18 protein-coding genes are annotated in these 23,090 nt (G+C 60.0%); all 18 read right to left on the minus strand.

What is annotated here, in order from left to right; translation table 11 throughout:
* Complete coding sequence (locus ACN1CO_RS08155; RefSeq protein WP_419138540.1) at positions 1-1,959, minus strand: hydantoinase B/oxoprolinase family protein; 1,959 nt, start codon at positions 1,957-1,959, stop codon at positions 1-3.
* 1 nt (position 1,960) lies between these two features.
* Positions 1,961-4,006, minus strand: coding sequence for a hydantoinase/oxoprolinase family protein (locus ACN1CO_RS08160; RefSeq protein ID WP_419138541.1), 2,046 nt, complete (start codon positions 4,004-4,006; stop codon positions 1,961-1,963).
* Positions 4,007-4,024: 18 nt separating this feature from the next.
* Entirely contained in the window at positions 4,025-4,471 is a 447-nt protein-coding gene (locus ACN1CO_RS08165) for a GNAT family N-acetyltransferase (protein ID WP_419138542.1), read from the minus strand.
* A 244-nt stretch (positions 4,472-4,715) separates the two neighbouring features.
* Positions 4,716-5,228, minus strand: coding sequence for an Lrp/AsnC family transcriptional regulator (locus ACN1CO_RS08170; protein WP_090959808.1), 513 nt, complete (start codon positions 5,226-5,228; stop codon positions 4,716-4,718).
* 166 nt (positions 5,229-5,394) lie between these two features.
* On the minus strand, positions 5,395-6,711 hold the full coding sequence (gabT, locus tag ACN1CO_RS08175; RefSeq protein ID WP_419138543.1) for a 4-aminobutyrate--2-oxoglutarate transaminase: 1,317 nt from the start codon (positions 6,709-6,711) through the stop codon (positions 5,395-5,397).
* Positions 6,712-6,824: 113 nt separating this feature from the next.
* Entirely contained in the window at positions 6,825-7,958 is a 1,134-nt protein-coding gene (locus ACN1CO_RS08180; protein WP_419138544.1) for a M20 aminoacylase family protein, read from the minus strand.
* Position 7,959: 1 nt separating this feature from the next.
* On the minus strand, positions 7,960-8,886 hold the full coding sequence (locus tag ACN1CO_RS08185; RefSeq protein ID WP_419138545.1) for a 2-hydroxyacid dehydrogenase: 927 nt from the start codon (positions 8,884-8,886) through the stop codon (positions 7,960-7,962).
* Positions 8,886-9,728 (minus strand): GNAT family N-acetyltransferase, encoded by an 843-nt coding sequence (locus ACN1CO_RS08190; protein WP_419138546.1) that lies wholly within the window; start codon positions 9,726-9,728, stop codon positions 8,886-8,888. The genes ACN1CO_RS08185 and ACN1CO_RS08190 overlap by 1 nt, the downstream gene beginning before the upstream one ends.
* 11 nt (positions 9,729-9,739) lie before the next feature.
* Entirely contained in the window at positions 9,740-11,071 is a 1,332-nt protein-coding gene (locus ACN1CO_RS08195) for an NAD(P)/FAD-dependent oxidoreductase (protein ID WP_419138547.1), read from the minus strand.
* Between the two features lie 125 nt (positions 11,072-11,196).
* Complete coding sequence (locus ACN1CO_RS08200) at positions 11,197-12,861, minus strand: ABC transporter ATP-binding protein (protein ID WP_419138548.1); 1,665 nt, start codon at positions 12,859-12,861, stop codon at positions 11,197-11,199.
* Positions 12,858-13,709, minus strand: coding sequence for an ABC transporter permease (locus ACN1CO_RS08205; RefSeq protein ID WP_419138549.1), 852 nt, complete (start codon positions 13,707-13,709; stop codon positions 12,858-12,860). The genes ACN1CO_RS08200 and ACN1CO_RS08205 overlap by 4 nt, the downstream gene beginning before the upstream one ends.
* The gene (locus ACN1CO_RS08210) at positions 13,706-14,662 is read right to left on the minus strand and encodes an ABC transporter permease (RefSeq protein ID WP_419138550.1); all 957 of its coding nucleotides are present in this window, start codon (positions 14,660-14,662) and stop codon (positions 13,706-13,708) included. Before ACN1CO_RS08210 ends, ACN1CO_RS08205 begins: the two co-directional genes overlap by 4 nt.
* 41 nt (positions 14,663-14,703) lie before the next feature.
* A complete protein-coding gene (locus ACN1CO_RS08215; protein ID WP_419138551.1) occupies positions 14,704-16,311 on the minus strand; it encodes an ABC transporter substrate-binding protein in 1,608 nt (535 codons plus the stop codon).
* An 82-nt stretch (positions 16,312-16,393) separates the two neighbouring features.
* Positions 16,394-17,671, minus strand: a complete 1,278-nt coding sequence (locus tag ACN1CO_RS08220) for an NAD(P)/FAD-dependent oxidoreductase (RefSeq protein ID WP_419138552.1) — start codon at positions 17,669-17,671, stop codon at positions 16,394-16,396.
* 10 nt (positions 17,672-17,681) lie between these two features.
* Complete coding sequence (locus tag ACN1CO_RS08225) at positions 17,682-18,350, minus strand: haloacid dehalogenase type II (RefSeq protein ID WP_419138553.1); 669 nt, start codon at positions 18,348-18,350, stop codon at positions 17,682-17,684.
* A 28-nt stretch (positions 18,351-18,378) separates the two neighbouring features.
* Positions 18,379-19,848 (minus strand): aldehyde dehydrogenase family protein, encoded by a 1,470-nt coding sequence (locus ACN1CO_RS08230; RefSeq protein ID WP_419138554.1) that lies wholly within the window; start codon positions 19,846-19,848, stop codon positions 18,379-18,381.
* Between the two features lie 447 nt (positions 19,849-20,295).
* Positions 20,296-21,753, minus strand: coding sequence for an NAD-dependent succinate-semialdehyde dehydrogenase (locus ACN1CO_RS08235; protein ID WP_419138555.1), 1,458 nt, complete (start codon positions 21,751-21,753; stop codon positions 20,296-20,298).
* Between the two features lie 160 nt (positions 21,754-21,913).
* The gene (gene cbl / locus ACN1CO_RS08240) at positions 21,914-22,873 is read right to left on the minus strand and encodes an HTH-type transcriptional regulator Cbl (protein WP_275769123.1); all 960 of its coding nucleotides are present in this window, start codon (positions 22,871-22,873) and stop codon (positions 21,914-21,916) included.
* Positions 22,874-23,090: the final 217 nt, after the last annotated feature.

A 23,090-nucleotide genomic window follows, 5' to 3' on the forward strand; every position in this document is an offset into this window, starting at 1 on the left:
TTAATTGTTCGCCATGGCCGGGTATCGCTGACGCAAATCACTGAATATTTGATTCATATCCGCCGTTTCGCCTATCGCGGCTACAGCCCGGAATACCTGGGTTTTCAGGAAGTGACGCCAGCTGACCGGCGCGCTGGCCAGGAATGTGGTGAGTAGCTGATAACGCTGTGGCGTCCAGAGCGTTTCGAAGCGACTCCGTGCTTCACCGTGCTCAAAATGGTGCGCGGCCTGCTGCGGCAGGGTGGCGCGCAGCGTTTCTGTAGCCGCCTGATCCACGCGGTGATCTGTCACTACCACGCCATACTGCGCCCTGGCGGCTGCGACGCTGAGATAGCCGCAGCGGACATCCTGCATGACCGCATCGGCATCGCGCTGCGACGGCAGGCCGTAACCGCCTGCGCCGGGTCCGCGCACTTCGACCACGTCACCCGGCTGGCAGTGGATCACATCGGTGTTGCCGTGATTGATGACTTCGCCGTCACGCCGGGTACGGAAATAAGACAGCGCTCCGCTCTGCCCGCCCACCACGCCCGCCGAGGCAAACACCGACCGGTTACGGTTGCGCGCGGTAATGGTGGTATTGGGCGAGAAAATCTCAAAGGCCATTTCTGTTGCCAGGCCGCCGCGATAGCGACCGGCTCCGGCGCTGTCCTGCGCCAGTCCATAGCGATGAAAACGGATCGGCACTTCCGCTTCGTTGATCTCAATCGGGGTGTTTTTCAGGAAGGCGGAAAGCCCGCCGGAGCCATCGGGTCCGTCGTGACGCGGCGTGCCACCCGCGCCGCCGCCGACCGGTCCCAGCGAGGCGACCACGCTGCGGTTCTGCGTCTGAGTGCGGATGTTCATGATCGAATTGCCGCCCGGTGAATTGGCGGGCAGACGGTCCGGCATCGCCAGCGAGAAGACACCGACAGTGGCAATCTGCGACAGCGCACAGGTCAGCGAGCGCATCCCTACCGCTGCGGGTGCCTCACAGTTCATCACGGTGCCAGGCGGCAGGATCGCCCGCGTCGGCCGCAGCGTACCGGCGTTGAGCAGCAACGAACGATCAAGCGTTGAGAGCACATAGGTGACACCCACCAGCGCCAGCGGATGCCGTTCGCGTCCGCCGGTCGGCATGTTCAGTGACGAAGCCAGTTGCGGGTCGCTGCCGGTGTAGTCCAGCTCCAGCTGATCGCCCTGCACCCGCAGCGTAATGGCGATGCGGCAGGGATAACCGCCCTCGCCATCTTCATCGGCGTAGTCGGCATAAAAGTATTCCCCGTCCGGAATGGTACTGATAATGCTGCGCGCCTGCGCTTCGGCGTAATCGAGAATGCCCTCAATGCCCTGCAGGAAATCATCGATGCCAAAGCGGGCAATGATGTCGTGAATTTTGCGCTCGCCCACGTTCACCGAGGCCAGTTGCGCCTTGAAATCGCCCCAGTTCTGGTCCGGTACACGCACGTTGAGCCGCATGATGCTGGCAACCTCTTCGTTAAGCTGCCCCTGGCGCATAATCTTCAGCGGCGGAATGCGGATCCCCTCCTGCACGATATCGGTCAGCGAGCGCGACAGCGAGGCGGGCACCGCGCCGCCGACGTCGGTGTTATGAATATGGCCGACTACGAAGCAGACGATTTCGCCCTCGTGGAACACCGGTTTCCAGATGTGGATGTCGGGCGAATGGGTCGCGACGTTGCCAGCGTAGGCGTCGTTGGTGATGCAGATATCGCCGTCGGCATACTCTTCAATCAGCGCCAGTACCGGTGCATAGTCGATGCCGCTGTACCAGGGCGCGCCGAAGCTGCGCGGCGAAGCAAACGCCAGCCCGCTGCGGCTGACGATCTGGCAGGAGAAATCTTCCGTCTCTTTAACAAAGGTGGAGTGCGCGGTGCGCATCAGGGTAAAGGCCATCGCATCGGCAGCGGCGGCGCAGTAGTTCGCCAGAATCTGTAAGTTACGTCCATCAATCGCCATGTTATGCCTCGCCTGCCGTGATCAGCAGATTACCGAATGAATCGACCGTGACGCCCATGCCGGGCGGCACGCAGGTGGTGCAGTCGTCCTGGGCGATGATGACCGGGCCGCTGAGCTGATGTCCGGCGCGCAGCACCGAACGCAGTACTATATCCACCTGATGCCAGTCGCCGTCGATCCACGCCCTGGTCTGCTTCAGTACCGGCACCGGTTCCGTAGCGTGGGCCAGTTGATTAATCACCGGTTTCGGCGTCGGTGAGGCGATGACCAGCCGCAGGTTGATCAGCTGCACCGGTGCCTCCGGGTCACAGTGACCAAACAGCTGCTGATGCTGGCGATCGAAGGCGTCATGCAGCGCAGTGAAATCCGCCTGCGTCAGCCAGCTCGCCTCCAGCGGCACGTCGATCTCAAACGACTGACCGCGATAACGCATATCTGCGCTGAACTGCAGGCTGTAAGGCATATCGCTGCCATGCTCCTGCGCCAGCCAGCCGCAGGCCCGCTGCTGCAAGGCTTCGGCTTCACTGGCTAAGGTGTCTGCCAGCGCAGGCGTCAGATCGCCATAAAGCGTGCGGATGAAGTCATTGCGGATATCCGCCACCAGCCCGCCCAGCGCAGAGAGTACGCCCGGCGTCGGCGGCACGATTACACCTTTCATGTTCAGTTCGCGGGCGAGAAAACAGCCCATCATCGGGCCCGCTCCGCCAAAGGCCATGAACCAGAATTCACGCGGGTCGAGTCCAAAGCGCGACAGCAAACCGCTGGTGTCGCTGTACATGCTGGAGATCGCCAGCTGGATAGCGGTCTCGGCGGTCTCCTCTACCGAAATATCGAGTGCATCGGCCAGTGGCTGCCAGGCCGCACAGGCTGCGGCGACATCCACAGTGACCGCGTTGTAACCCAGCGCACCGTGGCCCATCATGCCGCAGGCAGCAAAGGCATCAGTGGCGGTCGGCTGCGTGCCGCCGCGCTGGAAGCAGACCGGCCCCGGCAGCGATCCGGCACTGTCCGGCCCCATCTGCAATACGCCCTGCCCATCGATCCACGCCAGCGACCCGCCGCCCTGACCCACCGAGGTGACGGCGACAGAAGGAATAAAGATCGGGAAGTCCCCGATGATTTCGCCGTTGCCCTGCGCCACTTTGCCGTCGATGATCACCGCCACGTCGGCGCTGGTGCCGCCGATATCCAGGCTGAGGATTTTGTCAAAACCGCAGGCACTGGCGAGATAACTGGCCCCGATCACCCCGGAGGCGGTGCCGGAGAGCACCATCTGCACGCATTCGCGTTTCGCCTGGTCAACGCCCATAACCCCGCCGTTGGATTTGGTGATGCGCGGCGGCGGCTTCACGCCGAGCCGTTTCAGTGCCTGCTCAAAGGATTCGAGGTAATGGATCACCATCGGCTGCACGTAGGCGTTGATGGTGGCGGTAATGGTGCGTTCATATTCGCGGATGATTGGCCAGATGTCGGCGGAGCAGGAGGTCAGCAGCTCAGGTGCCACCTCATCAATAATCGCTTTTACCGCCGCTTCATTGTGCCGGTTGCGATAACTGTGCAGCAGCGACACCACAATGCCCTGACAGCCTGCGGCGCGTGCCTGCTCAATGGCGTCGAGCACGCTCTGGCGATCTACAGGTTCCAGCACATTGCCCTGTGCGTCACTGCGTTCGCGGATGGCAAACACCCTGTCGCGGGTAATCAGCGGTGCGGCCCGCCGTGAAAAAAGGTCATGGATATGCGGAATTTTCAGCCGGGCCAGCTCCAGCACATCGCAGAAACCCTCGGTGGCGAACAGCGCCAGCCGCACGCCACGCCGCTGGATCACCGCGTTAATGCCTACCGTCGTACCGTGGGTGAAGTAGCCAATCTCGGCGGGATCGATGCCCTGATGCTGCTGAAACTGCGCCAGCCCGGTTACGATTTCGCTGCCTGGCTGGTCCGGGCGCGACAGGACTTTCAGGGTGTGGATCTGGTTCGTTTGCTGATCGAGCACGGCGAAATCGGTAAAGGAACCACCAATATCCACGCCAACGCGGTATCGCATATCGGGTTAACTCCAGTGTCAGGAAGGGGGAAATTCCATCAGCGTCTCGGGATGCTGCACCACACGCCAGCCGAGCCGCTGGTAGACCTGATGCGCATCCTGGGTTGAGAGCATCCAGCGATGCACCGTTTGCAGCTCCGGATGTTCACGGACGCAGGTCGCCAGCCAACTGCCCAGCCCGTGACCGCGCCAGTTTTCATCAATCATCACGTCGCACAGCCAGCCAAAGCGGGTGTAATCGGTAATGAGTCGCGCAAAGCCAATCTGTTGCTGCTGGTGATAGAGGCCAAACGGCAGCGAACCAGCAATCGCCCGCAGAGTTTTGGCCTGCGGCTGACCTTTGGCCCAGTAGGACTTCTCAGCCAGCTGGATGTGGATCCAGGCCAGATCGAGCCGCTGGCGATCGGTTGAGACGGTGAACGCATCGCGCTGCCACTGCTGGTCAGCAATCTGTAATGAGTCCATGACAACTCCTTGTATCAGTTGAATTCAGTGTAAAAGGGTTCGCCCAAGGGTTGAGGCTGTAGCGCGCCACAAAACCGGGTGCAGCAGCTGAATTTTGCAGCGGAAAGAAATTTTATGCTGAGGGGAATTGGGCAGATTAAAGCGGGTAACGAAGCAGAGGGATAACGCTTTAAGATGGCAGTGACAACGTGGGATTGCGGTGACGGCCCTCTCTCCGGGAAAGCAAGAAAGGGTCGACCGCCTGTTATGCGCCAAACTCGACGGAATTGTGCTTGCTGATTAACGATCGCAACGGCACGCTGCTTTTCATGATCGGGGATTTAATCACGATATAGCTGAAGTACTTGTCGATACCAATCTGCGCATCGAGCATCTTCTCAATCACTTCCTGGTAATGTTCAATGCTGCGGGTAATAAAACGCAGCAGATAGTCATAGCCGCCGGTGATCAGATGGCACTCCATCAGCTCATCGACGTCGCGCATCGCACTTTCGAATTTCATAAAGTCTTCACGGCGATGGCCGGACAGGGTGACTTCGGTAAAGACGGTCACCGAATCGGTAATGCGGGTGAGATTAATGTGCGCTTCATAACCGGTGATAAAACCGGCCTGTTCCAGACGTTTGACCCGTTGCAGACAGGGACTGGGCGAGAGGCCTACGGCGTCGGCGAGGTTAACGTTGCTGATACGGCCATCTTTCTGGAGTTGCACCAGGATGTTGATGTCGATGCGGTCGAGTTTCATTAAGCCGTTCATAGCACCCCCCTCATTGTCAGAGCCTGTTGGGCCAGGCGCTTAATCAAATGTTCAGAACCTCCCGAAGATATAACACGCTTTACCGTAAACGCGCCAGCGCTTCGCAGTGGTTATACCAGCGGGAGATTTTCAAATTACTCTAACAAAATCAATGAGGAATACGGGTTTAACCCAACCGGCCAGTGGCGCGGGCCAGCGCAATATCGAAGATATGCAGCGCCTCTTCCAGCTGTGAGTCGGTGGTCACCAGCGGGGCCAGGAAACGGATGGTGTTGCGATGCAGACCGCATTTAATCAGCAGCAATCCTTCCTGACAGGCGCTGTCGAGGATCTTCTGGGTCAGCGCTGCATCCGGACGACCGGTTTCGAAGTCGAGAATTTCCACCGCCTGCATGAAGCCCACGCCGCGCACGTCACCGATGCAGGCATATTTATCCGCCAGCTGTCGCAGACGGGCATTGAGCTGTTCACCGAGCTGACAGGAGCGCTGCAGCAGGTTCTCATTCTCAAACAGATCCAGCACCGCCAGCGCCGCCGCGCAGCCCAGCGCGTTGCCGCCATAGGTGCCGCCTAATCCGCCGGGCGTTGGCGCATCCATGATCTCTGCACGTCCCACCACGCCGGAAATCGGCAGACCGCCACCCAGGCTTTTCGCCAAAGTGATTAGATCCGGTTTGATCCCCAGCTGCTGGAAGGCGAACATCGTACCGGTGCGCCCGAAGCCGGACTGGACTTCATCACAGATCAGCAGAATGCCGTGCTGGGTAGTAATGCGGCGCAGTGCCTGCATAAAGGCTGGCCCGGCAGGCAGGAAACCGCCGTCGCCCTGAACCGGCTCAATGATAATCGCCGCCACACGCTCCGGCAGGATCTGCACCGCAAACAGCTGATCCATCGCCTTCAGACAGTCCGCTTCGGTGATGCCGTGCAGCGGGTTCGGGAATGGCAGACGGTAGATATCGCCGGGGAACGGACCAAAGTTCTGTTTGTAAGGCGCGGACATGCCGGTCAGGGTCACACCCAGCAGGGTGCGGCCATGAAACGCGCCATCAAAAGCGATGATGCCGGGGCGCTGAGTGTGTGAGCGAGCAATTTTCACCGCATTTTCTACCGCTTCAGCGCCGCTGGTGAAGAAGACGCTTTTGTACGCCTCACCGCCACCGACCAGTTTGTTCAGCCGCTGCGCCAGCTCGATGTAGCCCGGATAAGCCACCACCTGGAAACAGGCGTGAGACACCAGACCGAGCTGGCGGGTTACCGCATTGACGACCGCCGGGTGATTGTGCCCGACATTCAGCACGCCGATACCGCCGACAAAGTCGAGATAGCGATTGCCCTCTACGTCCCACACTTCACTGCCTCTGGCGCGCTCGATCACCAGCGGATGGGCGGTAACGACACCGCGCGGCACATTCTGCTCGCGTGCATCCAGTAACAGGCTGTTATCGGAATATGCTTGCTGCTCTGCCATGACATTCTGCATTTTAAACCCTCATCCACGTATCGTTCGGTTGGCTCAAGTATCGCAACCTGCTGGTTTCTCACGCTGCCGTAATTGCCCGGGCAGCGGCATTTCCTGTCAAAATCCCGCTGCATTCAGCAGGGAAATTTCTCTGCCAGCGCCTGACGAATCAGCGTGACAAAAACATTAACGCCATGCGGGATCAGCGCATCGTTGAAGTCGTAAGCGGCATGATGCAACGGCTTGCAGGGGGCCGATCCCAGCCACAGATAGGCACCGGGGCGCGCCTGCAGCATAAAAGCAAAATCTTCAGAGGTGAGCGCGGGCCTGGGCGCGGCCTCCGCCGGGATGCCCGCCTGCGTCAGCGCCTCCAGGCAAAACTGCGCTTCCGCCGCGCTGTTAATCGTCGCCGGGTAGTAACGCTGATAGTTCACTTCTGCGCGCAGGCCATGGGCGGCGGTGATGTGCTCCGCCATCTGGCGCAGCCGCTTTTCAATCGTATCCTGCGCCGCCGGGCTGAAGGTGCGCACCGTGCCGGTGATGTTCGCCTCTGCCGGGATCATGTTGTGGGAAAAGCCGCCCTGCATCCGGGTGACGGTGAGCAGCGCCGTTTCGCACGGATCCAGGGCGCGTGAGACCAGCGTATTCAGCTGCACCACCAGTTCACTCGTCGCCAGCAGCGTATCGTGAGTCAGGTGCGGCTGTGCGGCGTGACCGCCTCCGCCCAGCACCCGGATATCAAAGCGATCAGCCGCCGCCATGATGGCACCTGGCCGGGTCTGCACCTGGCCGAGCGGCAGTTCTGGCCAGTTATGAATGGCGTAGACCGCCTCACAGGGAAAGCGGCTAAAGAGGCCGTCGTCAATCATGGCTTTTGCGCCCGCCAGCCCCTCTTCGGCGGGCTGGAAGATAAAGCAGACGCTGCCGTCAAAGCTGACATCGCGCGCCAGTTGTTCGGCGGCACCCAGCAGCATCACGGTGTGACCGTCGTGGCCGCAGGCGTGACTCACCTGCTCTGCCCGGCTCTGCCAGCTGGTGCCGCTTTGATCCTGCATCGGCAGCGCATCCATGTCGGCGCGCAGGCCAATCATCCGTTCACTGCTGCCCTTCTTCAGTATCCCGACCACGCCGGTTTTACCGATACCGCGGTGCACCTCAATGCCCAGCTGCTGCAGGAAATTCGCCACGATGTCGCTGGTGCGCTGCTCCTGAAAGCCCAGCTCCGGGTGCGCATGCAGATCGCGGCGCAGTGCCACTAAATGTTCCATTTTAATATCCTCGCGAACGGTCAATCTCGCCGTGCAACGGTTCGCCACGCTGGTAGCGCCGCAGGTTTTCCAATAGTGCCGCAATGGCGCTCTCATTCTGCGTCTGGCTGGCGATGTGGGGGGTGAGCCAGATGGCGGGATGGTGCCAGAACGGATGACCCGCCGGTAACGGCTCCGGGTCGGTCACATCAATCACGGCCGCACGGAGCTGACCGCTCTCCAGCGCTTCCAGCAGGTCGTCATGATTCAGCTGCTGACCGCGTCCGGCCTGCACCAGCGCCGCGCCCTGTGGCAGCTGGCTGAACAGCGTCTTATTCAGTAACCCCTGTGTGGTGTCAGTCAGCGGCAGCAGGCAGATCAGAATCTCGCTGTGCGCCAGAAAGTCAGCGAGTTGTTCCGCGCCGTGCCAGCAGCGCACGCCAGGGAGCTGGCGCGGTGTGCGGCTCCAGCCTGCGCAGTCAAAGTTCAGCGCCACCAGCTGCGCTAACGCGGCCTGCCCCAGTTCGCCCAGCCCCATAACGCCTATCCGACGCTGCGCGGCCGGTAAGGCTGCATGGGCCAGCCACTGCTGCTGGCGCTGCTGATGGAAATAGCGCGGCATGTCGCGATGCAGACCGAGCACCGCGAAGGTGACATATTCCACCATGCCCTGCGTCAGGCCTGGCTCGATCATGCGGATCACCGGCAGGCCGGGCGGCAGCGCAGTGAAGTCAAACTGATCGGCTCCGGCCCCCACCGAGAACAGCAGTTTCAGCCGGGGAAACCGCGCCGGAATGTCTTCGGGTGGCTGCCAGGCGACCAGCGCCTCAACCTGCGCCGGATCACCGGTTTCGGGCCAGATATGCAGCTGAATGTCAGGCGCATGTTCCGCCAGCCAGCGCTGCCAGATCCGGCCACGTTCCGGCTCCGATTTATAGACGATATGCATCAGGCCATCGCCTGCGTCATCAATCCAAACGCCTGCATCCCCTGCGGTGTCCAGGGCGTGCCGCGCACCATGGTGGTGGGCGCATCGACCTGAGGAATGCCCAGACTCTCCAGCCAGGCGGCCATTGGCAGCGCCCCGTCGGTGTCAATACGCAGGAACTGCCCCTGTAGCGACTGCATCAGCGAGGCGACCAGCGCCTGAGCGGCCTGGAAGTCCGCTGCAATGACCGGGCCTATCGCCCAGCCGTGACCAAAGCGGCGCAGGCTGGCGAAGCCCTGAATCTGCTGTGCCGCGTCCTCTAAGAGCACCGTCTGGCAGTCGCACAGTAAATGCTCAATCAGCGCCGGACGATGCATACCATTTGCCTGGTGATCCAGCCTCACCAGCGTGGCGTGATCGATCCGGGTCGCGGGTCGCAGCTGCAGTCCCGCCGGGATCACGACGTCAGGCAGCGTGGTGACTTCACGGGTCTGGTGCTGACGAATTTCACCGCAGCTGACAAAGCCGAGCTTTTCATACAGGCCTTTGCCCATTTCGGTCGCGTGCAGACGCACATTACAGTCGGGCAGTTTTTCCAGCTGCGCCAGCATCAGCTGTTTGCCCAGACCGCGCCCCTGCTGCTGGTTGTCGATAATGATCAGTCCCAGCGTGGCGAAACTGTCGCCCCAGCGCCACAGCACGGCGCTGCCAATCAGCTTACCCTGCTCTTCAATGACCGTGCCCTCGCCCAGCTGCAGCGCCAGCGCCCAGTCTTCGCGTCGGTGCGGCCATTTCAGCGCCTGCGTTAAGGTGAAACATGGTTCGAGATCGTCTGGCGTCATTGCGCGTATTGTCAGGCTCATAAAAGCTCTCCTTACATCATGCCTGGCGTTTCAAGTCCGCTGCCGTCAACCAGACGGCTATAGCGGTAAGGGGTCGGATCAACTATCGGTGTCGCCTCAGTCGCCAGGTCGGCCGCCAGTCGTCCGGCACCCGGTCCGATACCGAAACCGTGGGCGCTGTAACCCGCCGAGAGCACCAGCCCCTGCAGTTTCGCCACGGTTGAGATGACCGGAATCGCGTCCGGGGTGCTGTCAATCATGCCGCCCCACGATTGCGCCAGCTTAAGATTCGCCAGCGCTGGATATTCACGCCGCATCGCCGCCAGGCCCTCTTCCACAATCTTTGCATCGGCAGCTGGATCGAGAATGCGCATGCGCTCAAACGGCGACTCGCGGTCGAATGCCCATTTCCCCATCGCCTCCGGGCCGTTGAAGAATGGCGACAGGCCGAGATTCAGGGTGAGATTCTTGCGGCGACTTTTAAAGGTCGGATAGAACTGGCGGGCATAGCGCAGCCCCTGTGCTCCCGGCTCCAGCCGACCGCGACCCGAGACGGAGACGGTGTAGCTGCCGTCCATCTGTGGCCGACAGGCAAAGCCCGGCGTGTAAAGCGGCATGGCGATCGCCTGCTCAATGGGCTGCGTGCGGAAGGCGGTGCCAATCACATTACCCAGCGGCAGGTCGATGCCGTGACGACGACAGAACATTGAGGTCCAGGCGCCGGCAGCACAGATGACCCGGCTGGTTTTGATCAGGCCACGTTCGGTCCAGACCCCGCTGACCCGACCTGCGGCGATATCCAGCCCGCGCACCGCGCACTGCTGAAACAGCAGCGCACCTTTTTTCAGCGCGCCCGCCACCAGTCCCGGTGCGGCCAGACTGGGCTCGGCGTGGCCGTCTGTAGGCGCTGAGAGACCGCCGCGCCAGCTTGTGGTGCTGCCCGGCGTCATCGCTTTGGCCTGCTCCGCCGTGAGAATCGAACTGTTTACGCCATAGCCTTTTGCCATCTGGATCCACTTGTCCCAGGCCGCGATGTCCGACTCTTCCTGCGTGGCGTAGACCAGCCCGCTGCGGCGGAATCCCAGCTCTTCGCCGGTTTCGTCATTCAGTTCACCCCAGCGTTGCAGCGCATAGATAATCAGCGGCAGCTCTCGCTCATCGCGGTTCTGCTGGCGACACCAGCCCCAGTTGCGGCTCGACTGCTCCGCCCCTACCAGGCCTTTTTCAATCAGCACAACCTTCAGTCCCTGCTTCGCCAGCTCCCAGGTGGCTGCGGCACCGGCAATACCGGCGCCAATCACCACCACGTCGGCGGAATCGGGGAAATTCGCACTGTCCTGTACATAACGAATCGGTGCAGGCATAACAAGATGACCTCTGTTGTCAGTATCTGGTCTGACACAGGGCAGAATCGCCGCTGTGCCAGACCCGCGCCGCCTGCGCAATGCATCAGTGCCGTGCAGGCGGGTAAATCAGAGCGCGCAATAACTCACTCTGCTTTTAAAATTTCTTCATGCTCATCCAGCCAGCCCTGACGCAGCTCTGGTACCGCGCGCTTCAGGCGCTCGAAATACAACTCGCTGGTCGGCTTGTCGTAGTCGTTGCGCGACAGCTGGGTAACGATACGACCGCTCTTCATCACCACAATTTCGTCGCATACCGCGCGAACGGCATGCATGTCGTGGCTGATAAAAATCACCGAGAGCCCCAGCTCGCGGCGCAGTTCGCTGATTAAGTCGAGAACGGCGGCGGCGACCACGGTATCCAGCGCCGAGGTCACTTCATCACACAGGATCAGGTCCGGTTCAGCCGCCAGTGCACGCGCCAGATTGACGCGCTGTTTCTGTCCGCCGGAAAGCGCCCAGGGACGTCGCCACAGCACGCTGCGCGGCAGCTTGACCAGATCCAGCAGCTGATAAAGTCGCTGCTGGCGCGCCGCCCCGCTCAGGCCATGAAACAGCGTCAGCGGTCGCGACAGGATGCGTTCAACACTGTGGGCCGGATTCAGTGCGGTATCCGCCATCTGGAACACATACTGAATGCGCCGCAGCTCATTGTCAGGGCGTTTTTGCATATCGCCCGCAATGTAGTGGCCGTTAAACAGGATGTGGCCGTGACTCGGCGCGTTGAGTCCGGCAATGGCGTGCGCCAGGGTGGTTTTACCCGAGCCTGATTCACCGATAATGCCAATCGCCTGTCCTTTCCAGAGCTTGAGGTTGATCTCCTCCAGAATGCGCACTTTCGGATGGCCGTCGTTACCGCGCGGGCCATAACCTGCGCTGAGGTCACGCACCTCCAGCAGTGGCTGAATATCGGCGGCGGCCGGGCACCAGTTGCTGGGCCGCTCCTTCTGCCGCGCAGCGTCCATCAGTAAGCGGGTGTACTCCGCCTGCGGTGCGCCAATCAAAGTCTCAGTACTGCCATACTCCGCCATCTTGCCGCGCAGCAGCACCAGAATCCGGTCAGCCATCTGCGCGACCACGGCCAGATCGTGGCTGACGTAAATCGCGGTGACGCCACGCTGCACGACCACGCGGCGAAACGCTTTCAGCACTTCCACCTGGGTGGTCACGTCCAGCGCAGTAGTCGGTTCATCAAGGATGACGACGTCAGGATCGCCAATCAGCGCCATCGCCGTCATCAGACGCTGCAGCTGACCGCCCGATACCTGGTGCGGGAAACGGTCGCCAATGGTTTCGGGGTTCGGCAGTGCCAGTTCGCGGAACAGACCAATTGCCTTCTCTTTCGCCGCTTTGCGGGTCAGGGTGCCGTGGATAACCACCGGCTCAATCACCTGATCAAGAATCTTCATTCCCGGATTAAACGACGCCGCCGCGCTCTGGGCAATATAGGCGACTTTGTTGCCGCGAAAGGCACGCAGCTGGCCCGGTGTCAGGCTGTTAACGTCGGTGCCGGCAACGTGAATGTTACCTTCGGCGATGCGGCAGCCGCTGCGGGCATAGCCCATCAGCGCCATGGCGATGGTGGTTTTACCGGAGCCGGATTCGCCAATCAGCGCCAGCACCTCGCCCTTCTGTACGGTAAAGTGGATGTCGGAAACCAGGTCGATCTCTTCGCCGCGATCGGTCTGCGCAGTAACGCGCAGTTTATCTACCGAAATCACCGGCATGGCGGTATGTGGTGTCACGTTCATGCTCCCTCCTTCGCCAGCGTCATCGGACGCATCGCCTGCAGGCTGTCGATAAACAGGTTGGCGCCAATGGTCAGACTGGCAATCGCCAGCGCGGGCATCAGCACCGCAGGCGAACCGTCAAACAGCCCCTGCATATTTTCACGTACCAGCGTGCCCCAGTCGGCATACGGCGGCTGCACACCCAGGCCCAGGAAGCTCAGGCCGCTCAGCAGCAGCACGATGTAGACAAAGCGCAGACCAAAGTCCGTCAGCATCGGGTGCACCATGTTGGGCAGGATGTCATGAATGGCGATATACCAGCGGCTTTCGCCCCGCAGGCGCGAGGCGCGAACGTAATCCATGCTGCGCAGCGAGCTGGCCATTGCAAAAGCGATGCGGAATGCGCCCGGCCAGTAGGTGAACACGGCAGTCAGGATCAACATCGGCAGCGAGGAGCCAAATACCGCAACGATCATCAGCGACAACACTTTGCCCGGTAGCACCAGTAGTGCATCGTTTACGCGGCCGAGTAACTCCTCCAGCCAGCGTCCCGTCACCGCCGCCAGCAACGCCAGCAGCGTGCCGATCAGGCTGGCCAGCAGCGCCGCACTCAGAGCCAGGCCGATTGAAAACTTCGCGCCATAGAGAATGCGGCTCAGCATGTCGCGTCCCAGATAGTCGGTGCCCAGCAGGTTATCGGCCGTCAGGCCGCCCATCAGCGGGCCGCCGCCGATGTCATCAATGCTGTGCGGCGCCAGCGGCGTGCCGAACACCGCCATCAGCAGCCAGAACAATGACATCATCAGACCCAGCCGACCCGACCAGGAAAGCGACTGAAAGAAACGCCAGGGCAACAAGAGAGTATTCATGCGCTTCTCCATTTAGGGTTAAAGGCGATTGTCAGAATGTCGGCCGCCAGCAGCAGCACCAGATAGCAGGCGGCAAACAGCATCACGCAGAGCTGCACCACCGGCAGGTCGCGGTTACTGACCGCATCCACCAGCTGGCTGGCCAGTCCGGGATAGCTGAAGATGGTTTCAATGATGATCACCCCGCCAAACAGATAGGAAAGGCTGAGTGAGATCGCGTTGGCGATGGGTCCGACCGCGTTAGGCAGCGCGTGCCGCAGCACGGCGCGAAGCGGCGACACCCCTTTCAGCAGCGCCATCTCCAGATAAGGGCTGTCGAGCTGGTTGATAATGGCGGCCCGCGTCATGCGCGCCATCTGCGCCACCAGCACGCAGCAGAGTGTCAGCACCGGCAGCGCATAGGCCTTGAGGTAGCTCAGCAGGTCGCTGTCAGGGCTGCCGAATGACATCGCCGACACCCAGTGCAGCTTGACGGCGAAAATCAGTACCGCCACCGTCGCCACCAGAAACTCCGGCACAGCTACCGTCGCCATGGTGCCGATAACCAGCGCCCGATCGAGCCGGGAACCGCGATTCATCGCCGCGATAATGCCGATGATCAGCGCCATCGGCACGCAGATCAGCGTGGTGATGCCCGCCAGTTGAAAGGTGGCGGGAATACGCTGCGCCACCAGCTGCGAGACCGGCAGATGGCTGGCAAACGAGGTGCCGAAGTCACCCTGCACCATGCCGGTCAGCCAGTGGATATAGCGCATCAGCAAAGGCTGATCGAGACCCAGCTGCTGCCGTAACGCCGCCACCGTTTCCGGCGTGGCGTTCTGGCCGAGGATCATCTGTGCCGCGTCACCCGGCAGCAGGCTGGTGATGAAAAACACCACCGCCGAGACGATAAGCAAAGTCAGGATGCCGGCGCCAATCCGCCGGGCAATCAGGAACATCATGTATCGGTTCATCGGCGTACTCCTTATAAATAGCCTGATGAGACAGGCTGGGATCAGGCGCTTAGCCAGGCAAACTCATGGAAGCGATAGCCCATCATCATGCCTGACGGCCAGGCCTCGACCCCTTTGACCTTTTTGCTGTAGCCATCGGTAGAGCTGATAAAGGTCGGAATGATCGTGCCACAGTGGTCATAAATCAGCGTCTGCATGTCGCCATACATCTGCTTGCGTTTTGCCTGATCGCGTTCACCGCGGGCGGCGACCACCAGCTGATCAAACTGGGGATTTTTCCAGCCCGATTCATTGTTCGGTGCCGTTGAGAGATAAAACTGTGAGAAGAGCATGTCGATAGTCGGACGCGGATTTATCGAGCCATATCCCACCGGATCTTTCATCCAGTGCGTTGACCAGTAACCGTCATACGGCACACGTCGCACTTTCACGTTGAGTCCTGCGCCGCGTGCCATCTGCTGGATCAGCTGGCCGCCTTCGCTGGCACCTTCGATATTCGGCGTGGTGATGATCTCTACTGTGGAGCCAGCCATGCCCGCTTTTTTGATGTGGAACTTCGCTTTTTCCACATCGAGCGGACGCGGTTTGAGGTCGGCGTTGTAGAGCGGATGCCACGGCGGCACCGGGGTGTCATTACTGACGTCGCCGTAGCCCTGCAGCACTGTTTTCACCAGCATTTCACGCGGCTGCAGGTATTTCATCGCCAGCACGAAATCTTCGTTGCTGCCTGGCTTCATGTCGGTGCGGATAATCAGGTTGGTATACATGCCCGATTTACTCTCCAGCACGCCAAAATCGCTGGTGGCTTTGATGCGCTTGCAGTCGGCGGCGGTCAGGGCAGCGACGATCTGAAGGTCGCCTGACATCAGGGCATTGACGCGTGCAGCGTTGTCCGTGACGCCAATCAGCTCCACCTCATCCAGACGCGGCAGGCCCGGCTTGTAGTAGTTGGGATTTTTGGTGCCGATAGTGCGGGTGCCCGGCATAAAGGTTTTGCAGATAAACGGACCGGTGCCGATGCCTTTGCTGAAATCGGTGGTGCCGTCCTGCAGAATCAAAAACGGCGGTGCTGCCAGCATGTAAGGGACGTCGAAATTGGCGCTGTTCAGTTCCAGCTGGACCTCGTTATCATTCACCGCGGTGAAGGTTTTGAACTGATCGGCCAGCTTAAAGGCGATAGAGGCGATGGCCGGATCTTTATGGCGGCTGAGCGAGAAGATGACATCTTTGGCGGTCAGCGGTTTGCCATCATGGAAGGTGACGCCTTTACGCAGTTTGATATGCCAGGTGATGCCGTCGCTGGAGTCCAGCGATTCGGCCAGCGCCGGTTGCGCCATCAGGTTTTTATCCAGCTCGGTCAGGCCGCTGTAGAACATGAACTGGCGGGTGTAGTCCGCGCTGTTGTTACTTTTGGCCGGATCGAGCGTATCGGTGGCCGAGGAATTCGACATCGCCGCACGCAGTTTACCGCCTATGACCGGCTTGTCGTCTGCCAGTGCTTCCCCTGAAAAACCGATCAGGCCACTGCTCATCACCGCACCTGCGGAGAGCATTTTCATCAGGCTGCGACGTGACAGTGAGCCTTCGGTGATCATGCGCGTCAGTGCCGGATTTACCGCATCAGCGTCGTTATTATCAAATTTACTCATCTCTGTACCCTCAATAGTCAGGCGAACCGGGGATCATTTTCTGGCGGTGCTGGACACCTGGCGGCCAGCACCCGACGGGACGTTATGAAAGGCGATCCTTTGCTTTGTAATAGAGTCCTGCGAGCGGTAAAAACCATGGCTTGCCGTGATAACCGGGCAGCGCGGGCCATGCGTCGCGCTGCCAGGGATTTTCAGTGCGCTTTTCGGCCAGCAGGTCGGCCATGATGCGCCCCATCCAGACCGACATCTGGGTGCCGTGACCGCTATAGCCGAGCGAATAGAACAGGCCGTCCTGTTCACCCGCATGCGGCAGACGGTCGGCGGTCATGTCGACCATGCCGCCCCAGCAGTAGCCCACCCCAGCCTTGCCCAGCTGCGGCAGCATCTGCGTCATCGCGTGGCGCAGGATCTCGCCGCTGCGCGAATCAGAGGTTGGGTTGCTGACGGCAAACCGGGCGCGGCCGCCAAACACCAGACGGCTATCGGCGGTGGTACGGAAGTAGTTGCCGATATTCAGCGACGTCACATAGGTCCGGTTATTGGGCAGTACCTGGCGCAGCAGCGCGGGGTCGAGCGCTTCGGTCACGACGATAAAGCTGCCGACCGGCACAATGCGACGCTGGAACCATGGAAAAGGTCCGACGTTGGAGCACCCGGTCGCCATCAGCACTTTATCCGCCAGAATGGTGCCCTGCGCGGTGTGTATCCGATGCTGATAGCCCTGCAGACGTTCTAACTTCGTCACGGCGTGATGCGGGAAAATCTTCGCGCCGCTGCGGGCAGCGGCTTCTGCCAGCCCGACGCCAAACTTACCCATGTGCATCTGACCGCCACGCTTCTGCAGCAGGCCGCCGTGGAAATCGTCGCTGGCGATCTCGTCACGCACCGCCGTTTTATCGAGCAGTTCGATCTCCGGGTCCACAGTGCGGCGCATCAGTTCATACGCCTCCCGCAGCCCGGCCATATGCGACGCTTTGCTGGCGAGCTTGAGCTTGCCGCACAACCGGAAGTCGCAGTCGATCGCTTCATCCTGGATCAGTTGCTGGACGTAGCTCACCGCATCGTCAAACGCCCGGTAGAAGCGACTGGCCTGCTCCATACCCTGACTTGCCACCAGCGAGGCGAAGTTCTGCGCCACACCAGTGTTGCAGTGGCCGCCGTTTCGGGCCGACGCCTGGCTCATCACGTCACCGCTCTCCAGCAGCACGACGCTGATGCCGCTGCGCGCCAGGTTAAGCGCCGCCGAGACGCCGGTGAAGCCGCCGCCGATGACCACTACGTCCGCCTGTGCGGGCAGCGGTTCACGGGCGGCGCCGGTAAAGGCCGGAGCGGTAGCCTGCCAGAACGATTCCAGTTTCATGGGGAATTCCTCAGAGTCCGACGACGCCAGGCAGGCCGCCGATATCTTTGATTTCGGTGTACTGGTAGTACGGGTTCGCCGGTTCATGACCGCGATTGACCCAGACTTTATTTTTGATGCCGAGATCGTGGGCGGTCATCAGGTCATAGCGGAAGCTGGAGGAGACATGCAGGATATCCTCCGGGCCGCAGCCGAGCTTATCCAGCATGTACTCGAAGCCTTTCATTTGTGGTTTGTAAGCACCCGCCTCTTCCGCCGTGATGGTCATGTAGATGGGCGCGCCCAGACGCGGTTCGTGATGCGGGATCAGGTCTTTCATTGAGTTGGTCAGCAGCACCAGCGGAAACTCCTTCGCCACTTTTGCCAGACCGGCAGGCACGTCGGGATGCGGACCCCAGCTGGCGCAGTCGGTGTAGATAAAGTCGCTGTCGGCTTTGTCCCACTTCACGCCCCACTTTTTGCAGGTGCGCTGAATCGCGTTGCTGACTACGTCGTAATAAGGTTTCCATGCGCCGAGCACTTCATCCAGACGATAGCTGGCAAAGTCGGCGGTAAACGCGTCCATTGCAGCCGGGTCGACGCGGTCGCTGAAACAACGTTGGGCTGCGCCCGCCATATCAAAGCGAATCAACGTGCCGTAACAGTCAAACGTGATGAATTTCGGTTTAAACAGTGCCATGTAACACCCTCGTCTTTGTCAGTTGCGCTTAGAAATCGATGAGTACACTCTTCTGGCGCTGGCAGGCCTGAAACGCCTGACGCCCTAAGTCTTTCCCAATACCGGAACCCAGGAAGCCACCGGTTGGAATGATGAAGTCGCCGGAGCGGCCATAGCGGTTGATCCAGACGGTGCCCGCATCGATTGCGCGCATCGCCCGCAGGGCGCGCGGCAGACTCAGGGTGTGGACCCCGGCGCAGAGGCCATAGGTGTCATGGGCGGCCATCGCCAGGCCCTGCTCTTCATCGTCAAAGGTTTGCACCGTCAGCACCGGACCAAAAATCTCCTGCTGCACGGCCGGATTATCCTGCTCTACATGGCTCAGCAGCGTAGGCTGCCAGAACCAGCCGCCTTCGGTGTCGGCAAAACGCTCTCCGCCCACCAGCACCTCTGCGCCCTGCGCTTTTGCTGCCTCAATCACCGAGCAGACTTTGTTGCCCTGGCGTTCGTCGATCAGCGGCGCGTAGCGACTCTCTTCGTGCCAGGTGACGCCCGGTTTGAGTTCGCGGCAGAGCTGTGCCAGCCGCTCAACCAGCGGGTCGGCAATATTGCGCTGCACAATAAGGCGGGTGCCCGCCACGCAGGCCTGACCGCCGTTGGCGGTGAAGCCGCGCAGAATACGCTGGGCCAGCACCTCAAGGTCACCCGCGTCATCAAACACCAGCTGAGGACTTTTGCCGCCCAGTTCCAGCGTCACCGGTTTCATGCCGTGCTGCGCGGCGTCGCTCATGATGCGTTTTCCAGTCACGGTCGAGCCGGTAAAGGAGACTTTGCGCACCAGCGGATGGGTCACCAGCGCGCTGCCAGTTACGGCACCGCTACCCTGCACAATGTTCAGCACGCCCGCCGGTAAACCCGCCTGAATCGCCAGTTCGGCCATGCGCACGGTAGAAAACGGGGTGAGTTCAGAGGGTTTGAGGACGACCGCATTGCCCGCTGCCAGCGCCGGTCCGCATTTCCACGACGCCATCGACAGCGGGAAATTCCACGGGGTAATCGCAGCGATGACGCCATAAGGTTCGGCAATCAGCATGCCGAGGCTGCTGTCGCGGGTAGGAAAGAGGTCGCCGCTGTATTTGTCGGCGCATTCGGCATAGAAGCGAATCGCTTCGGCGGTAAACGGGATTTCGTGCAGCACCACGTCGTTGATCGGCCGGGTGGAGCCCAGCGCTTCCAGCTGTGCCAGCAGCGGGTCCTGCTCAATCAGATCGGCCCAGCGGCGTAATACACGACCGCGTTCGCGCGGTGGACAGCCGGACCAGCCGCTGGTTTTCAGCGCCTGATGCGCGACGGTAACAGCGCGATCGACATCCTGCGGTGTGGCGTCCTGCAGCGTGGCATAGACTCTGCCATCAGAGGGACGTTTAACCTCAAAGGCTGCGCCCTGGCTCTGGCAGTGCTGGCCGCCAATATAATGGCCAGCCGGAAGAGAAACTTTTTCTGGGTCGAAACTTAACATGGAAGAATTCCTTATTTGTTACACCCATCAGTTGCTGATTAATTAGCGTTTACAACGGCCGATTTCTGCGGTGTTAATAAGCTAATGCAGAAAGTATGCCAGCCAGGCAAAAAATAAAAATGCGTTTAAAACAGCGCAAAAAAATTTTCTGCCGTATTGCCGGGGGATTTTTTGCGGAATTGCCGAACAATTAAACAGATGATTTACTTCACAAAATTTATGCGCCCTGCTGGTGCAACCTGCACGGAAATTGCACCAAAGCGGATATTACGGTCCAGCCTGTTCATTTCAGTGCCAGGTCCCCGCCGATTTGCCGACCGGTCTCACATCCCTGATAAATTCTTTCGTTCTTAAAGACTATTATTTGACGCCGAAGAAATTATGCTGAGCATCAGGCAAAAAAAAAAACCAGCCGGATCATCCGGCTGGCGTTCTATTAATATTTAATTACAGACTGCCAATGTGAAATGTTTTTTGTTCCAGATATTCATCAATTCCGTAGCGGGAACCTTCCCGGCCAATACCGGAGAGTTTCACGCCGCCAAACGGCGCAACCTCCAGGGAAATCGCGCCGGTATTAAAGCCGACCATGCCAAACTCCAGCGCTTCCGCTACCCGCCACGCCCGCCGGATATTCTCGGTAAAGAAATAGGCGCCCAGGCCATAAGGCGTGTCGTTCGCCATCGCGATCGCCTGCTCTTCATCATCAAAGATAAACAGCGGCGCGACCGGGCCGAACGTCTCTTCATGGGCGATACGCATGCTGGACGTGACCTCACCGAGCACCGTGGGCTGCACGAAGGTGCCGTTGCCCTGGCTGATGCCGCCGGTCAACAGGGTTGCTCCCTGACTGAGCGCATCGTCGATGTGACCATTCACTTTCTCCACTGCGCGGCTGTTGATCAGCGGGCCAATGGTGCTGTCGGGCGCAAAACCATCGCCCACTTTCAGGGTGGCGACCGCCTCCAGCAGTCTTGCGGTGAAGCGCGGATAGATGCTCCGCTGCACCAGAATGCGGTTGGCGCAGACGCAGGTCTGCCCGGCGTTGCGGAACTTGCTGAGCATGACGCCGGCAACCGCAATCTCAATATCGGCATCATCAAACACGATCAGCGGCGCGTTGCCGCCCAGCTCAAGACTCAGGCGCTTTATGCTGTTGGCGCTCTGCTGCATTAATAACTGCCCGATGCGGGTCGATCCGGTAAAGGAGATTTTTCGCACCGTGCGACTTTCAGTCAGCGCCGCCCCAATATCTGTGGGCAGGCCGGTCAGCACCTGCAACACACCCGACGGGAAACCGGCGCGCTCTGCCAGCACCGCCAGTGCCAGCGCCGAGAGCGGCGTTAACTCCGAAGGTTTCACGATAATCGGACATCCGGCGGCCAGCGCTGGGGCAACCTTGCGGGTGATCATCGCAATCGGGAAGTTCCACGGGGTGATCGCGGCGGCAACACCCACCGGCTGTTTCAGCACCAGGATGCGACGGTCTTCGCTAGGCGCGGGAATGGTGTCGCCATAGATACGACGCGCCTCTTCCGCAAACCATTTCACAAAACTGGCACCATAGAGCACCTCGCCTCTGGCTTCCGCCAGCGGCTTGCCCTGCTCGGCGGTCATGATGATCGCCAGGTCGTCAGCATGTTCAACAATCAGCTGATGCCATTTTTCCAGCAGCGCGGCCCGGCTGGCATTGGTGGTTTTGCCCCAGCTGATGCGCACCGTTTCCGCATAGGCTATCGCCTGCTCCGTCTCCGCCCGGCCCAGTGCCGGAATGGTAGCCAGCGTTTCGCCCGTGGCAGGATCGGTAACCGGCAGCGTGGCGCCCTGATGCGCATCCTGCCAGTGCCCGGCAAACAGCGCCTGCTGGCGTAGCAGATCGCTGTCTTTAAGTTTTAATCGCGACATAACATCCCCTCGTGGTCAGTTAATTCCACTTTATCGCGCCGGGTCAGCGCAGGATGTTGTTGTGCGGGGTGAGAAAGTGTCGTGAAGGAGTTTTTTGCGGTGATTTGAAATTTTATGCCGTGCGGGAACGGTAGCGCATCCGGCGGGATGCGCACGCGCTTTAAATCTGGAAGTCGATGACCGGTTCGTCGTCGTTACTGTAGGAGAGCGCCTGGCGTTTGATCTCTTCCAGCGACAGGTTGGCGTTGCAGAGTTCCAGGAACTGCCAGACGTAGTTGCGCTGCAGCTGACCGCGCTTGAGGCCGAGCCATACGGTGCTGGCATCGAACAGATGCGTGGCATCCAGCCGTTCCAGCTCTTCATTCTCTTCGGTTTCACACGCCTGATCGGCCAGGATTCCGACGCCCAGACCGAGTTTGACGTAGGTTTTCACCACGTCGGAGTCCTGGGCGCTAAGCACGATATCCGGTTTCAGGCCCGCCGTCTGGAAGGCACGGTCAACCCGCGACCGTCCGGTGATGCCCTGCCGGTAGGTAATAAGTGGATAGCGGCTGAGGGTGCTCAGTGAGACCGGCTGATTCTGCACCAGCTCATGCCCTTTCGGCACCAGCAAGGCGTGATGCCAGCTAAACCACGGGAACGCCGCCAGACTGCTGTTGTTGACCAGCATTTCACTGGCGATGCCGATATCCGCTTCACCCGCCAGCAGCATGGTGACAATTTCCTGCGGCGATCCCTGATTCAATTCAAGCCGGACGTTGGGATAGAGCTGGCGAAACGCTTTGATCACTTTCGGCAGGCTGTAGCGCGCCTGAGTATGCGTGGTGGCGATGGTCAGAATACCGCTGGTTTCATTGGTAAAGACATCCGCCAGCCGCCGCACTTTTCCCGCTTCATCCAGGATACGCTCGGCAATGGTCAGCAGCGCTTTGCCCGGTTCCGTCATCCCCAGCAGGCGCTTTCCGCGACGGATAAAGATCTCCACACCCAGTTCATCTTCCAGATCGCGGATGTGCCGACTGACACCCGACTGGGAGGTAAACAGCGTGTTAGCGACTTCCGTTAAATTAAACTCACAGCGGGCCGCCTCGCGGATGATTTTAAGCTGCTGGAAATTCACGATATTTACCTCCCTTTACATAATCTGATTCTCTGATGGTAAGAACTATTATTGATAACCGGAAATACTAAAAAATTTGGGTTTATGACTTTAGGGAATAAAGGGAGGGGTGCGCTGATGCGCTGAGGTGTTCGCTGCGCGAACGGGGCTGGGAAGGTTTCGTTCGCCTGGCGGGCTGGCATGTACCCTGATGTTCGCTGCGCGAACGGGCTATGAG

Source organism: Pantoea sp. R13S299 (assembly GCF_048515925.1).
In the GTDB taxonomy this organism is placed as follows: Bacteria; Pseudomonadota; Gammaproteobacteria; order Enterobacterales; family Enterobacteriaceae; genus Pantoea.

Bases quoted from the DNA above. Each gene is read 5' to 3' on its own strand.
- ACN1CO_RS08155 (WP_419138540.1), bottom strand. From the start codon at position 1,959: ATGGCGATTGATGGACGTAACTTACAGATTCTGGCGAACTACTGCGCC.
- ACN1CO_RS08160 (WP_419138541.1), bottom strand. From the start codon at position 4,006: ATGCGATACCGCGTTGGCGTGGATATTGGTGGTTCCTTTACCGATTTC.
- ACN1CO_RS08165 (WP_419138542.1), bottom strand. From the start codon at position 4,471: ATGGACTCATTACAGATTGCTGACCAGCAGTGGCAGCGCGATGCGTTC.
- ACN1CO_RS08170 (WP_090959808.1), bottom strand. From the start codon at position 5,228: ATGAACGGCTTAATGAAACTCGACCGCATCGACATCAACATCCTGGTG.
- gabT (WP_419138543.1), bottom strand. From the start codon at position 6,711: ATGCAGAATGTCATGGCAGAGCAGCAAGCATATTCCGATAACAGCCTG.
- ACN1CO_RS08180 (WP_419138544.1), bottom strand. From the start codon at position 7,958: ATGGAACATTTAGTGGCACTGCGCCGCGATCTGCATGCGCACCCGGAG.
- ACN1CO_RS08185 (WP_419138545.1), bottom strand. From the start codon at position 8,886: ATGCATATCGTCTATAAATCGGAGCCGGAACGTGGCCGGATCTGGCAG.
- ACN1CO_RS08190 (WP_419138546.1), bottom strand. From the start codon at position 9,728: ATGAGCCTGACAATACGCGCAATGACGCCAGACGATCTCGAACCATGT.
- ACN1CO_RS08195 (WP_419138547.1), bottom strand. From the start codon at position 11,071: ATGCCTGCACCGATTCGTTATGTACAGGACAGTGCGAATTTCCCCGAT.
- ACN1CO_RS08200 (WP_419138548.1), bottom strand. From the start codon at position 12,861: ATGAACGTGACACCACATACCGCCATGCCGGTGATTTCGGTAGATAAA.
- ACN1CO_RS08205 (WP_419138549.1), bottom strand. From the start codon at position 13,709: ATGAATACTCTCTTGTTGCCCTGGCGTTTCTTTCAGTCGCTTTCCTGG.
- ACN1CO_RS08210 (WP_419138550.1), bottom strand. From the start codon at position 14,662: ATGAACCGATACATGATGTTCCTGATTGCCCGGCGGATTGGCGCCGGC.
- ACN1CO_RS08215 (WP_419138551.1), bottom strand. From the start codon at position 16,311: ATGAGTAAATTTGATAATAACGACGCTGATGCGGTAAATCCGGCACTG.
- ACN1CO_RS08220 (WP_419138552.1), bottom strand. From the start codon at position 17,671: ATGAAACTGGAATCGTTCTGGCAGGCTACCGCTCCGGCCTTTACCGGC.
- ACN1CO_RS08225 (WP_419138553.1), bottom strand. From the start codon at position 18,350: ATGGCACTGTTTAAACCGAAATTCATCACGTTTGACTGTTACGGCACG.
- ACN1CO_RS08230 (WP_419138554.1), bottom strand. From the start codon at position 19,848: ATGTTAAGTTTCGACCCAGAAAAAGTTTCTCTTCCGGCTGGCCATTAT.
- ACN1CO_RS08235 (WP_419138555.1), bottom strand. From the start codon at position 21,753: ATGTCGCGATTAAAACTTAAAGACAGCGATCTGCTACGCCAGCAGGCG.